The 14,347-nt window shown below is 36.9% G+C and carries 15 protein-coding genes and 2 riboswitches; all 15 genes read left to right on the top strand.

Features of this window, described 5'->3' with window-relative positions; translation table 11 throughout:
- Positions 1–22: 22 nt before the first annotated feature.
- The 15 genes from C1A05_RS12390 (at position 23) to sufB (ending at position 14,228) form a co-directional block, all read left to right on the top strand.
- Complete coding sequence (locus tag C1A05_RS12390) at positions 23–1,198, top strand: acetyl-CoA C-acetyltransferase (protein ID WP_102028555.1); 1,176 nt, start codon at positions 23–25, stop codon at positions 1,196–1,198.
- A gap of 26 nt (positions 1,199–1,224) precedes the next feature.
- Positions 1,225–3,009 carry an acyl-CoA dehydrogenase family protein gene (locus tag C1A05_RS12385; RefSeq protein ID WP_102028554.1) on the top strand — a complete coding sequence of 595 codons (1,785 nt, stop codon included), beginning with the start codon at positions 1,225–1,227 and terminating at the stop codon, positions 3,007–3,009.
- A 526-nt stretch (positions 3,010–3,535) separates the two neighbouring features.
- Complete coding sequence (locus C1A05_RS12380; protein ID WP_102028553.1) at positions 3,536–3,892, top strand: arsenate reductase family protein; 357 nt, start codon at positions 3,536–3,538, stop codon at positions 3,890–3,892.
- Between the two features lie 67 nt (positions 3,893–3,959).
- Entirely contained in the window at positions 3,960–4,343 is a 384-nt protein-coding gene (gcvH, locus tag C1A05_RS12375) for a glycine cleavage system protein GcvH (protein WP_102028552.1), read from the top strand.
- A 100-nt stretch (positions 4,344–4,443) separates the two neighbouring features.
- Positions 4,444–4,806 (top strand): toprim domain-containing protein, encoded by a 363-nt coding sequence (locus C1A05_RS12370; RefSeq protein ID WP_102028715.1) that lies wholly within the window; start codon positions 4,444–4,446, stop codon positions 4,804–4,806.
- On the top strand, positions 4,803–5,108 hold the full coding sequence (locus C1A05_RS12365; RefSeq protein ID WP_102028551.1) for a thioredoxin family protein: 306 nt from the start codon (positions 4,803–4,805) through the stop codon (positions 5,106–5,108). The genes C1A05_RS12370 and C1A05_RS12365 overlap by 4 nt, the downstream gene beginning before the upstream one ends.
- 101 nt (positions 5,109–5,209) lie before the next feature.
- A riboswitch (SAM riboswitch) is annotated at positions 5,210–5,319 on the top strand.
- Positions 5,320–5,489: 170 nt separating this feature from the next.
- Positions 5,490–5,598: riboswitch (SAM riboswitch) on the top strand.
- A 121-nt stretch (positions 5,599–5,719) separates the two neighbouring features.
- Complete coding sequence (locus C1A05_RS12360) at positions 5,720–6,736, top strand: methionine ABC transporter ATP-binding protein (protein ID WP_102028550.1); 1,017 nt, start codon at positions 5,720–5,722, stop codon at positions 6,734–6,736.
- Entirely contained in the window at positions 6,737–7,405 is a 669-nt protein-coding gene (locus tag C1A05_RS12355; RefSeq protein WP_102028549.1) for a methionine ABC transporter permease, read from the top strand.
- 16 nt (positions 7,406–7,421) lie between these two features.
- The gene (locus C1A05_RS12350) at positions 7,422–8,255 is read left to right on the top strand and encodes a MetQ/NlpA family ABC transporter substrate-binding protein (RefSeq protein WP_102028548.1); all 834 of its coding nucleotides are present in this window, start codon (positions 7,422–7,424) and stop codon (positions 8,253–8,255) included.
- A 238-nt stretch (positions 8,256–8,493) separates the two neighbouring features.
- A complete protein-coding gene (locus C1A05_RS18185) occupies positions 8,494–8,634 on the top strand; it encodes a hypothetical protein (protein ID WP_200816499.1) in 141 nt (46 codons plus the stop codon).
- Between the two features lie 335 nt (positions 8,635–8,969).
- Positions 8,970–9,755: a Fe-S cluster assembly ATPase SufC gene (gene sufC / locus C1A05_RS12345; protein ID WP_102028547.1), complete on the top strand. Its 786-nt coding sequence runs from the start codon at positions 8,970–8,972 to the stop codon at positions 9,753–9,755.
- A 17-nt stretch (positions 9,756–9,772) separates the two neighbouring features.
- Positions 9,773–11,083 (top strand): Fe-S cluster assembly protein SufD, encoded by a 1,311-nt coding sequence (sufD, locus tag C1A05_RS12340; protein WP_102028546.1) that lies wholly within the window; start codon positions 9,773–9,775, stop codon positions 11,081–11,083.
- Positions 11,083–12,303, top strand: coding sequence for a cysteine desulfurase (locus tag C1A05_RS12335; RefSeq protein ID WP_102028545.1), 1,221 nt, complete (start codon positions 11,083–11,085; stop codon positions 12,301–12,303). The genes sufD and C1A05_RS12335 overlap by 1 nt, the downstream gene beginning before the upstream one ends.
- Complete coding sequence (gene sufU, locus C1A05_RS12330) at positions 12,293–12,739, top strand: Fe-S cluster assembly sulfur transfer protein SufU (protein WP_102028544.1); 447 nt, start codon at positions 12,293–12,295, stop codon at positions 12,737–12,739. The genes C1A05_RS12335 and sufU overlap by 11 nt, the downstream gene beginning before the upstream one ends.
- A gap of 91 nt (positions 12,740–12,830) precedes the next feature.
- A complete protein-coding gene (sufB, locus tag C1A05_RS12325) occupies positions 12,831–14,228 on the top strand; it encodes a Fe-S cluster assembly protein SufB (protein WP_102028543.1) in 1,398 nt (465 codons plus the stop codon).
- Positions 14,229–14,347 lie beyond the last annotated feature (119 nt).

The raw sequence follows: 14,347 nt of genomic DNA, 5'->3' as shown, positions 1-14,347 counted from the left end.
TAATGGAAGAGGGGGATAAATTGTGAAAGAAGCAGTTATTGTTGCAGGTGCGCGTACACCTGTAGGTAGAGCGAAAAAAGGTACACTTGCACATACTCGTCCAGATGATTTAGCTGCAATCGCGTTAAAGGAAACATTAAAACGTGCAAACAACTACGAAGGAAATATTGATGATGTCATTATTGGTTGTGCGATGCCTGAGGCAGAACAAGGGATGAACATGGCAAGAAACATTGCAGGTCTTGCGGGTCTTTCCATTGATACTCCAGGTGTAACCATCAATCGATATTGCTCATCAGGTCTTCAAAGTATCGCATATGGTGCAGAACGAATTATGTTAGGGCACAGCGATACAATTGTTGCTGGTGGAGCGGAGTCCATGAGCATGATACCGATGGGAGGACACGTTATTAAGCCCAACCTACAATTAGTGGAAAATGCACCAGGTTATTACATGTCGATGGGTCATACAGCAGAAGAGGTTGCCAATCGTTTTGGAATTTCTCGTGAGGATCAAGATGCATTCGCAGTAAGAAGTCATGAGCGTGCCGCAAAAGCGATCCAAGAAGGAAAATTTGTTGATGAAATTGTACCAGTTGAGGTCACCGTTCGTGACTTAGATCATAACAACAAAGTTCAAGAAAAGAAGATCGTCTTCAATCAAGATGAAGGTGTTCGGCCAGGTACAACGGTTGAAGTATTAAGTAAGTTACGACCGGCATTCTCCGTTAAAGGAAGTGTTACAGCTGGTAACTCTTCTCAAATGAGTGATGGTGCAGCAACTGTTTTACTAATGGATCATGAAAAAGCAAAAGCAGAAGGACTTCAACCTTTAGCGAAATTCCGCTCTTTTGCGGTAGCAGGAGTGGAGCCTGAGATTATGGGAGTTGGACCTATTAAAGCAGTTCCAAAAGCTTTGGAAATTGCAGGGCTTTCTCTATCTGATATAGGTTTATTTGAATTAAATGAAGCATTCGCATCCCAGTCTTTACGAGTAATTCGTGAACTAGGATTAGATGAAGATAAAGTAAATGTAAATGGTGGGGCTATCGCTTTAGGCCATCCACTTGGATGTACAGGAACGAAATTAACCCTTTCCTTAATCCATGAAATGAAACGACGAAATGAACAATTTGGTGTTGTCACCATGTGTATTGGTGGCGGAATGGGTGCTGCTGGAGTATTTGAACTTCTATAAATCTATTTAATAGGGAGGAAATAAGAATGAGTGAAACAAAAGAGAAAGTATTTAAAGGTGGTTCCTTTTTAGTTGAAGATTTAACAGGTGAAGATATAATTACGCCTGAGGATTTCACAGACGAGCATCATATGATTGCAAAAACAACAGAAGACTATGTAGTAAATGAAGTGGTTCCACATATTGATGAATTGGAAGATCACCAATTTGATATTTCTGTTAAATTGTTGAAGCAAGCTGGTGATTTAGGGTTGCTTGGTGCAGATGTGCCAGAAGAGTATGGTGGTTTAGGACTTGATAAGATTAGTTCTTCCTTAATTACAGAAAAAATGTCCCGTGCTGGTGGATTCTCTATTTCTCACGGAGCTCATGTAGGAATCGGCTCTTTACCTATCGTATTCTTTGGAAATGAAGAACAAAAGAAAAAATATTTACCGAAATTAGCTACTGGTGAATTGCTTGCTGCATATGCATTAACGGAGCCTGGCTCTGGATCAGATGCATTAGGCGCAAAAACAACTGCAAAGTTAAACGAAGCTGGAACACATTATGTTTTAAATGGTGAAAAACAGTGGATTACAAACTCTGCATTTGCTGATGTATTTGTTGTTTATGCTAAGATTGATGGTGAAAAATTCACAGCATTTATAGTAGAAAGAGATTTCCCTGGAGTTTCAACTGGTCCTGAAGAAAAGAAAATGGGTATTAAATCATCTTCTACTCGTACATTAATTTTAGAGGATGCAGAAGTACCTGTAGAAAATGTTTTAGGCGAAATTGGCCGCGGACATGTAATTGCCTTTAACATTTTGAATGTGGGTCGTTATAAGCTTGCTATTGGTGGTGTTGGTGGTTCTAAGCGAGCATTAGAGCTTGCTGTGAAATATGCAAATGAACGAAAACAGTTTAAAACACCAATCTCCAGCTTTACATTAACTCAAGAAAAGTTCGGTAAAATGGCTGCAGATATTTATGCAAATGAAAGTGCAGTATACCGTACAGTAGGTCTATTTGAACAACGCTTAGGAAACCTAACGCAAGAGGAACTGAACGATGGTAGTGAAGTAGCAAAAGGTATTGCAGAATATGCAATTGAATGCTCAATGAATAAATATGCTGCAACCGAATTACTAGATTATTGTGTAGACGAAGCAGTTCAAATTCATGGTGGCTATGGTTTCATGCAAGAATACGAAGTGGAGCGCGCATACCGTGATTCCCGGATTAACCGAATTTTCGAAGGAACCAATGAAATTAACCGCCTAATTGTGCCAGGAACATTTATTAAAAAGGCAATGAAGGGTGAGCTTCCATTATTCCAAAAAGCAATGGCACTTCAAGAGGAATTAATGATGATGATGCCAGAGCAAGTTGGAGATGCAGCACTTGAGCAAGAAAAATATTTATTGAAAAATGCAAAGAAAATTGGCTTACTTGCAGCTGGTTTGGCAGCGCAAAAATTTGGTGAAAAGCTAGAAAAAGAACAAGAAATCCTTTCGAATATAGCGGATATTGCAGCTGACATTTACAATATTGAATCTGCAGTATTGCGTACAGAAAAAGCATTGAACAAATCAGGCGAAGAGAAAAACAAACTAAAAGTTTTATACACCGAAGTATTCACACAAGAAGCGTTCAATAGAATTGAAGCAAATGCAAAAGAGATCTTAGTTGCTAGCGAAACAGGTGATACACTACGTATGATGCTTGGTGCTTTACGTAAACTTACTCGTCATGATCCAAAAAATCTATTTGCTAAAAAACGCGAAATTGCAGCAACTATTATTGAAGAAGAAAAATACGTTGTTTGATCGGTTTAATTGTAAAAGCATTCGCTTTAGGGCGGATGCTTTTTTCTGTGAATTCGGGAGATATAGCATATAGTTGTTGGTCATGTGCTATGAGTTGGAGAAACCCCCGTGCATGTATGAAATGAGTTGTAGGAAACCCCGTGCATGTTGCGGAAAAAGTGCTATGAGTTGAAGGAAAGTCCATTCGTGTTGCGGGAAAAATGCTTTGGGTTGTTGAAAAATCCGTGCATGTTGCGGGAAAAATGCTTTGAGTTGTTGAAAAATTAAACTCAGTTGCAGGAAAATGTTATTAAGTTGAAGAATCCTCCAATTGTGCTGATGAAAAACTACGATGAGCTGCCGAAAAATCTCCAGGTCTTGAAGAAAACATCACCTAATGAACCGAAAAAAAATCCAAAATAAGAAATAATCCAAAATGGAACTAAAAAATCATACAGAAAAGCACAAACAAATAGTAAACCTTTTCTATTTTTATAAAAAAAATGATATGATGAAGATATGATATTTCGCTAGGAGGACTGTACTTATGGCACTAACCGTCTATCATTATCCGAACTGCGGTACTTGTAAAAAAGCATTGAAGTGGATGGATGAGAATGGAGTAACGTATGAACCAATTCATATTGTTGAAAATCCACCAACAGAAGAGGAGCTTACTTCTCTAATCGAAAAAAGTGGATTGCCAATTAAAAAGTTTTTTAATACGAGTGGGAAGAAGTATCGTGAACTAGGACTTAAAGATAAGCTAGATTCTTCCTCAGACAAAGAAAAGATTCAGTGGTTGGCATCAGATGGTATGCTAATAAAGCGCCCGATTGTAACAGACGGGAATAAGGTTACTGTAGGCTTTAAAGAAGATACATTTGAAAATACTTGGAAATAGAGCTAGCAAATAAAGACTTGCGCTATTTGAATACATCATACATATAATTAATATTGGAGGGATTTGAATGAGTTTACCAAAAGATTTGCGATATACGGAAGAACATGAATGGGTTAAAGTAGAAGGGGATAAAGTACGTATAGGTATTACCGATTTTGCACAATCAGAGCTAGGAGACATTGTTTTCGTAGAGTTACCTGAAGTAGGCGATGAAATTGAGGCGGATGAACCATTTGGTAGTGTGGAATCTGTAAAAACAGTTTCTGAATTATATGCTCCGATTAGTGGGAAAGTAGTAGAAATAAATGAGGACCTAGACGATAGTCCTGAGTTCGTTAATGAATCTCCATATGAGAAAGCATGGATGATTGTTGTAGAACCGAATGATGCGTCTGATGTTGAAAAACTTATGTCTGCAGAAGAGTATGAAGCATTAATTAATGAAGAATAAAATATAGAAATGGGCAGTGATTCTATTCACTGCCTTTGCTTTACTTCACTTTAGAACGCGTACCAGTTACCGATTATAAAGGTGATGAAGACTAATGGAATTGGAATATGAAGAGAAAGTCATTATTGTTGAGGGACGATCCGATTTAAAGAAGGTTAAAAGAATAATAAATGATGATGTTCTTATAATATGCACAAATGGAACAATGGGGATTACAAAAGTAGAAGAACTTGTTGATCAATATATGCTTGATGATAAGGATGTCTTTATTTTAGTGGATGAAGATGACTCTGGCCATAAGTTAAGAAAACAATTGATTATGGAATTGCCACATGCAGTGAATTTATATGTAGATCGTTCTTATCGTGAAGTGGAAACAACTCCGGATCATGTACTTGCATCCATCTTGGCGAGTGCTAATATAGAAATATATCCGGAATTTTTGAAAGGGAGAATTGAATGATTGAAGTAACGAAGGATGATTTTTCTGTACTTCAACATCATCCATATCAGTTTTTATATATTTACACACCATTTTGTGGCACATGCCAAGTAGCACATAAAATGTTAGATGCAATGGAACATATAGAAGGAGTGCCGGCGTTTCATTCTATGAATGCTTCGCTATTTCCTGACTTTATGCAAAAACATAAAATTGAAAGTGTTCCATGTCTTGCAATAATGCAAAAAGGAAAGGTCTTGGAAAAAGTATATGCATTTCGCTCCGTTCCATATCTATTAGAAAAGATAAAGGAATATAATTGATTTCGACAATTATTTCCACGGAAATAGAAAATATTTTTTGTTGACCCAAAATTATTCATTTGGTATGATTACACTTAGTTAAAAGTGAATACGGTAATGCTTTCTTATCCAGAGAGGTGGAGGGACTGGCCCTATGAAACCCAGCAACCATCAGGCAAATTGCTTGAAGCGGTGCTAATTCCAACAAAGCGTAGGCTTTGGAAGATGAGAAGAGCGATGAAAATCCCTCTTCTTTAGAGGGATTTTTTTATATTAAAAAATGGTTGACACATCTTTATACTCATTGTATTATTACTTTCGTACTATATTGTTTTAAAGTGTTATCGAGTTAAAGTACTCATTACCTTATGAACCTTATTGAAAAATTAATAGATAAATTTTCTCTTATCCAGAGAGGTGGAGGGACTGGCCCTATGAAACCCGGCAACCATCAAACAATTGTTTGACACGGTGCCAATTCCTGTAAAGCGATTGCTTTGCAAGATGAGAGAACAGTCTAGTGTGAAACCGCCTTTCTGTTCTTTCATGAACAGAAAGGCTTTTTTGTTTACAAAAATAAAGTTAAGAAATACTAAAGACAAGAATCAACGTAGAGCGGGGGAGGTTGCACAATGATTACGATTCAAAATCTATCAAAGGTGTATAAGTCCAAACATAATCAAGTGGTTGCGGTAGACGATATAGATTTGAAAATACACAAAGGGGAAATATTCGGGGTTATTGGCTATAGTGGCGCAGGAAAAAGTACGTTTATACGATTAATCAACCGTTTGGAAGATCCTACACAAGGAGATGTCGTAATAAATGATAAAAATATAACGAAATTGAAGACTGGCCAATTAAGAAAAGAAAGACAAAAGATCGGAATGATTTTTCAGCATTTTAATCTTCTTTGGTCAAGAACGGTATTAAAGAATATTACGTTTTCATTAGAAATAGCTGGAGTGCCGAGAAAGCAACGTAAAGAAAAGGCGTTGGAGCTAATAGACCTTGTAGGACTTAAGGGTAGAGAAAATCATTACCCTTCTCAGTTAAGCGGTGGTCAAAAGCAACGTGTGGGAATTGCAAGAGCACTTGCAAATGATCCAGAGGTGCTATTGTGTGATGAAGCAACATCTGCATTAGATCCTAAAACAACGGAGGATATATTAGATTTACTTGTTAGTATTAACAAAAAGCTTGGACTGACCATTATTCTAATTACCCACGAAATGCATGTAATTAAAAAAATATGCCATAGGGTCGCTGTTATGGATAGTGGGAAGATTGTGGAACAGGGCGATGCATTAGATGTCTTTATGCATCCAAAACAATCGATTACAAAACACTTTGTTCAACAAGTAATGGGGCCACCTCAAGACCAAGCATTAATTGATACACTTGCCAATTCCTTTGAAACAGGGAAAGTGTTACGATTGCATTTTGTTGGGGAAACAACAAATCAGGCGCTAATAAGTCAGTTAGCAAAAGGTTTTGATATTGATATAAATATCCTTCAAGGGAATATTACACAAACACAAGAAGGAACTTACGGTGCATTATTTGTTCACATCGATGGACCGCAAAATGAAATCGATAAAGCCATTCACTTCCTATCTAATACATCTGTTGAAGTGGAGGTGAGGTAAATGCTAAGAGAACTTTTTCCGAATGTTGTAGTGGAAGATTTAATTGTAGCGACAAAAGAAACATTTTTTATGACAGGTATCTCGGTACTTGGAACTTTAATTATCGGTATTTTATTAGGATTACTACTGTTCTTAACCGATCAAGGAAATATATGGGCGAATAAGCCAGCTAATTTTGTAGTGGCAACAATTGTTAACGTATTTCGTGCGATACCGTTTATTATTTTGATTCTATTATTATTCCCGTTTACCGATTGGTTAATGGGTACCATAAGAGGTCCAGAAGCAGCATTGCCTGCTCTTATTATAGGGGCGGCGCCGTTTTATGCTCGTATGGTGGAAATTGCATTAAAGGAGGTGGATAGAGGAGTCCTGGAAGCAGCGAAGGCTATGGGAGCGAAAACACGCCATGTTATTTTCAAAGTTTTAATACCAGAATCTATGCCCGCATTAGTATCAGGTATTACGGTTACCGCAATATCTCTAATTGGATATACAGCAATGGCAGGTGCGATTGGTGCAGGGGGATTAGGTGACCTAGCCTATCGACGAGGATTCCAAAAGTGGGATTTTGATGTAGTGTTTGCTTGTACTGTACTTATTGTCATTATCGTATTTATATTCCAGTTTATTGGGGATTTTATTTCGAGAAAATTAGATAAACGTTAAAAGGAGAGACATACAGATGAAAAAATATCTTGGACTATTAGTTACTGCATTATTAATTACGTTTTTGGCGGCATGTGGAAGCAGTGAGAAAGAGGATGGCAACGGATCAGATGATTCTAAAACAATCACAATTGGAGCAGCGGTTATTCCTCACTCTGAAGTATTAGAAAAAGCGAAGCCTATTTTAGAAGAAAAGGGTATTGAATTAGTAATTGAAGAATATGATGACTATATTTTACCGAATCGTGATTTAGAAGAAGATCGACTAGATGCAAACTACTTCCAGCACACACCATACCTAGAAGGACAAATAGAAGAGTTTGGTTATGATTTTGTCAGCTTAGGTGGAATCCATATCGAACCAATTGGTATTTATTCTAAAAGTGTATCAAGTGTAGAAGAAATACCTGAAGGCACTGTTGTAATTATGAGTAGCTCGGAAGCAGATCGTGGACGTATTCTTTCTTTATTAGCACGAGATGGTGTGATTACACTTAAAGAAGGTACAGATAATTTAACTGCAGATTTCGATGATATTGCGGAAAATCCATTAAACTTAGAATTTGATGACAGCATTGAGCCTGCACTATTACCGGAATATTATAACCGTGAAGAAGATGCATTAGTTGCGATTAATACGAATTATGCTATTGAAGCAGGACTATTACCAACTGAAGATGCTCTTTTATTAGAAGGTTCAGAATCACCATATGCGAATTTAATTGTAACAAAATCCGAAAACAAAGATAATGAAGCTCTTCAAACGTTAGTAGAAGTATTACGTTCTGAAGAAATTCAAACATTTATGAAGGAAGAATATAACGGGGCAATTGTACCGGTTTCTGAGTAATTTATTAAATCGGGAGTATTACTTCGTATAAGTAAGGGTTTTTTACGAAACATAGATATGAGGGATTTAATCGATTCTCCATCGATTGAATCCCTTTATATTTTTGTTTATAAATAAATATCCGCGTTGAGCAGGAATGACCAGCATGATATCATTGCTATTGTAAACTAAATGAAAGGGATGACCTATTATTTCTGATTATTTGCATTTGAATTATACTGGTGAGATGGAAAAGGCAATGCAACAGGCACACGGAATTGGCTATGAGGAATATAGCCGTAAATTGGAAAAACGTCTAATGGTTGAAAAACGTCGAGAACAGAATTATCGAAAAGGTCAATTTATATATTCTGAAGTAGATCGCTACACTTTTAAATAATAAAAAAAGGAGACATTCGAAAGGATGTCTCCTTTTGTATGGGGAGGACCTAATTAGTACCGAATGTAACTACGACTTTCTTCTATAATATAATACATTTTTTTACCTATACATATCGGCTTAGCGTTTTACGATTTAGGTTACAATAAGGTGAAAGTGAACAGGATTTATTACTTATGTTACACTTTTATCGAAGGGTGTTTTTATTTGTAAATTATAAAAAAAACCTTTATCCGTATTTGTTGATAATAGATGCGAAATGTTATAAGATTGTAATGAGAATAGATTGAGAATAAATATTACATTTATTAATAAAAGCAATGGAGGTTATTTACATGGCAGGATCAACTTTAGAAATTAAGGATCTTCACGTAGAAATTGACGGAAAAGAAATCTTGAAAGGTGTAAATTTAACAATTAACACTGGTGAATTCCATGCGGTTATGGGACCAAACGGAACTGGTAAATCAACACTTGCTTCCGCTATAATGGGACACCCAAAATATGAAGTTACACAAGGAAGTATTCATATTGATGGAAAAGATGTATTAGAAATGGAAGTTGACGAGCGTGCTAAAGCTGGATTATTCCTAGCTATGCAATATCCAAGTGAAATTTCTGGTGTAACAAACTCTGACTTTTTAAGATCTTCTATTAACGCACGTCGTGAAGAAGGCGATGAAATTCCTCTAATGAAATTCATTAAAGAAATGGATGGAACAATGGATTTCTTAGAAATGGATAAAAATATGGCTCAACGTTATTTAAATGAAGGATTCTCTGGTGGGGAGAAAAAGCGTAATGAAATTTTACAGCTTATGCTATTGAAGCCTGCTATTGCAATTCTTGATGAAATTGACTCTGGTTTAGATATTGATGCTCTAAAAGTAGTATCAAAAGGTATAAACAAAATGCGTGGCGAAGATTTTGGTTGCTTAATCATTACCCACTATCAACGCTTACTTGAATATGTAACTCCAGATAAAGTACATGTAATGATGCAAGGACGTGTTGTGAAGTCTGGTGGACCTGAATTAGCTCAAAAGTTAGAAGCTGAAGGTTATGACTGGATTAAAGAAGAACTAGGAATTGAAGATGAAACTGTAGGTCAAGAAGCGTAATCGATAGGAGGGGTAACATGACTGTAGAAACAACGAAATTACCATACGATCATCAGTATGTTAGTCAGTTTTCTGAAAAACGTGGTGAACCAGATTGGTTAAAAAACTTCCGTTTAGATGCATTAAAACAAGCGGAAGAGCTTGCAATGCCGAAGCCGGAAAAGACCAGTATTAAAACTTGGAATTTCACTGAATTTAAACATGAAGTTGAAGGTTCTCCAATCGAAAGCTTGGCTGATTTACCTGAGGAATTAAACGTATTCTTTAACCAAGAAGAGAAAAACGATAATGTTATTATTCAACGCAATCATAGTGTTGCATATCAAACACTATCTGCTGATTTAGTAGATAAAGGTGTTATCTTCACAGACATTTTTACAGCTGCTAAAGAAAATCCTGAATTGGTTCAAAAATATTTTATGCGTGATGCAAGTAAGGTGGACCAAAATCGTTTAACTGCTTTACATGCAGCATTACTAAATGGTGGCGTATTCGTATATGTTCCAAAGAACGTAATTATTGAAGACCCACTTCAAGTAGTATTTTGGCAAGAGGATGAGCAGGCTGGACTATTCAATCACGTACTTATTGTTGCCGAACAAGGTAGTCAAGTAACGTATGTAGAAAACTATATTTCCAACAACCATGATAAACCATCCGTTGCAAATATCATTACAGAGGTAATTGCGAATGACCAAGCGAAGGTTTCTTATGGAGCAGTTGATAATTTTGCAGAAGGTACAACTACTTATGTAAACCGACGTGGTGTAGCTTATCGTGATGCCAAAATTGAGTGGGCATTAGGTCAAATGAATGACGGAAATACTGTTTCGGAAAACCACACTGACCTTATGGGAGATAATTCGTTCTCAGAAGCAAAGGCAGTAACAGTAGGTCGTGGAAATCAGAAGCAAAATTTCGTAGCAAATATTACACATTTCGGTAAAAACTCAGAGGGCTTTATCCTTACACATGGTGTAATGAAGGAAAACGCAAGTGGAATATTTACTGGGATTGGTAAAATTGAACATGGTGCAACAAAATCAAATGCGGAACAAGAGTCTCGTGTCCTCATGCTAAGCCCTGGTGCTCGCGGAGATGCGAACCCAATGCTTCTAATTGATGAAGACGATGTTATGGCAGGTCACGCTGCATCTGTTGGACGTGTAGATCCAATTCAGCTTTATTACCTAATGAGCCGTGGTATTTCAAAAGAAGAAGCAGAAAGATTGGTAATCCATGGTTTCTTAGCACCAGTAGTGAACCAAATCCCAATTGAAGCTGTTCAAAAACAGCTTACAAATGTGATTGAAAGGAAAGTTAACTAATGGATATTAAGGAGATCCGAAAATCGTTTCCCATTTTGAATCAGGAAGTTAACGGACATCCATTAGTATATTTAGATAGTGCAGCGACATCTCAAAAACCTATTCCTGTAATTGAAAAGATTAATGAGTATTATCGATTGAACAATTCTAATGTTCACCGTGGGGTTCATACTTTAGGCACAAGAGCAACGGAAGGATATGAAGGTGCTCGTGACAAAGTGAAAAACTTTATTAATGCGAATAGTACAAAAGAAATAATTTTTACAAGAGGTACTACGACAGCGATTAATACGGTGGCATATAGTTATGTAAGGTTACATTTGGAGGAGGGCGATGAAATCGTCCTTACCCCAATGGAACATCATAGTAATTTAATTCCATGGCAGCAGGCTGCCAAAGCTAAAGGAGCCATATTAAAATATATTCCTTTACAAGAAGATGGTAGCATTCGTATGGAAGATGTTGAAAATGCGATAACAGACCGTACGAAACTTGTAGCGATGGCCCATGTATCAAACGTATTAGGTACTATTAACCCGATTAAGGAAGTTGCGGAAATCGCCCATAAGCACGGAGCAAAACTCATAGTGGATGGCGCCCAAAGTACTCCTCATATGAAAATCGACGTGCAAGATTTAGATTGTGACTTTTTTGTATTCTCCGGACATAAAATGTTAGGACCTAGTGGAATCGGCGTTTTATACGGTAAACAACAATTATTGGAAGAAATGGAACCAGTCGAATTTGGTGGAGAGATGATTGACTTTGTTGATTTATATGAATCAACATGGAAAGAGCTCCCTTGGAAATTTGAAGGTGGTACACCAATCATTGCTGGAGCAATTGGTTTAGGTGCTGCAATTGATTATTTAGAGGAAATTGGATTAGACAATATTGAAAAGCATGAAAAAGAATTAGCTGCATATGCTTTACAGCAAATGAAAACGATTGATGGCATCCAAATTTATGGACCAGAAAATCGAGCAGGACTCGTAACGTTTAATTTAGATGATGTGCATCCACACGATGTTGCAACAGCATTAGACTCTGAAGGTATTGCAATTCGAGCAGGTCATCATTGTGCACAGCCATTAATGAAATGGTTAAATGTTACGGCAACTGCTAGAGCAAGTTTTTACCTATATAATACGAAGGAAGAAATTGATATACTAGTAGCATCACTTCGTAAAACAAAGGAGTTTTTTGGTGATGTCTTTTAATAACCTCGAGACATTATACAGGCAAGTCATTATGGATCACTACAAAAACCCTCGCAACAGAGGGTCATTAACAGGAGACGATCACCTTACAATCGATATGAATAATCCTACTTGTGGCGATCGAATTCACTTACAGCTTCATGTTGAAGATGGAATTGTGAAGGATGCGAAGTTTGAAGGTGAAGGATGTTCCATTAGCATGTCCTCGGCTTCTATGATGACACAAGTAATAAAAGGAAAGTCTATAGAGGATGCATTGAAGCTATCCACTGTCTTTTCTGAAATGATTCAAGGGAAAGATGTGGATTCAGATGTAGAAGAAGAACTTGGTGATGTTCTAGCATTACAAGGTGTTTCCAAATTTCCAGCACGAATTAAATGTGCAACGCTAGCTTGGAAAGCAATGGAAAAAGGAGTAGACGCTAACAAAGCGTAATTCTTTTGTTTCATTATATTACGACTTGCTTTTAAGAAGATGTTATTGGCAAAAAGGTCGTTTTGCTTTTAATTTTAAAGGAGGTATTTACATGGCTAAAAAGGCACCAGAGATCGGTGATTATAAATATGGGTTCCATGATCGTGACGTATCGATTTTCCGTACCGAGCGTGGACTTACTGAAAAAGTTGTAAGAGAAATCTCTCGCATGAAAGAAGAACCTGAATGGATGCTTGACTATCGCCTTAAAGCATTGAAGCATTTTTACAGTAAACCAATGCCACAATGGGGTGGGGATTTAGGAGAATTAAATTTCGATGAGATTACGTATTATGTAAAACCATCTGAAAAATCCGAGAGATCATGGGATGAGGTTCCTGACGAAATCAAACAAACATTTGATAAGTTAGGTATTCCAGAAGCAGAGCAAAAATATTTAGCTGGTGTATCTGCACAATACGAATCTGAAGTTGTTTACCACAACATTAAAGAGGATATTGAAAAATTAGGTATCGTTTTTAAAGATACAGATACAGCATTAAAAGAGAATGAAGACTTATTTAAAGAGTATTTCGGAAAAATTATTCCTTACTCTGATAACAAATTTGCTGCATTAAACTCTGCAGTTTGGTCTGGTGGATCTTTCATTTACGTACCAAAAGGGGTAAAATGTGATACGCCATTACAGGCCTACTTCCGTATTAACTCCGAAAATATGGGACAATTTGAGCGTACTCTCATTATCGTTGATGAAGGTGCTTCTGTACACTATGTTGAAGGATGTACAGCACCTGTTTACACAACAAACTCTCTACACAGTGCCGTTGTTGAAATTTACGTTAAGAAGGATGCGTATTGTCGATATACAACTATCCAAAACTGGGCAAATAACGTATATAACCTAGTTACAAAACGTGCGGAAGCTCATGAAAATGCAACAATGGAATGGGTAGACGGTAACATTGGTTCTAAACTTACAATGAAATACCCTGCAGTATTCCTAAAAGGTGAAGGTGCTCGTGGTATGACACTATCTATCGCATTCGCAGGTAAAGGTCAGCACCAAGATGCTGGTGCAAAAATGATGCACTTAGCACCGAACACTTCATCCACAATTGTTTCGAAATCCATCTCTAAACAAGGTGGTAAAGTAACCTATCGTGGTATCGTTCACTTTGGTAAAAAAGCGGATGGAGCACGTTCAAACATTGAATGTGATACGTTAATTATGGACAATAAATCAACATCCGATACGATTCCTTACAATGAGATTTTAAACGATAATATTTCTTTAGAGCATGAAGCGAAGGTATCAAAAGTATCTGAAGAGCAATTGTTCTATTTAATGAGTCGTGGTATTTCAGAAGAGGAAGCTACAGAAATGATCGTAATGGGCTTCATTGAGCCATTTACAAAAGAACTTCCTATGGAATATGCCGTAGAAATGAACCGTCTAATCAAGTTCGAGATGGAAGGTTCTATCGGTTAATAAGTGTAAGATAACCCCGTTTCTTAAAAGGAACGGGGTTATTTCTATTTCATTACGTTTCTATACAATAAAACATTATGATAAAATAGGAATCACATGTTAGAGGAAGAAAATTTTAC

Origin of the sequence: Salirhabdus sp. Marseille-P4669 (assembly GCF_900240405.1) — a bacterium.
Classification (GTDB): Bacteria; Bacillota; Bacilli; order Bacillales; family Alkalibacillaceae; genus OEQK01.
This window is presented reverse-complemented; position numbering and strand designations above follow the sequence as displayed.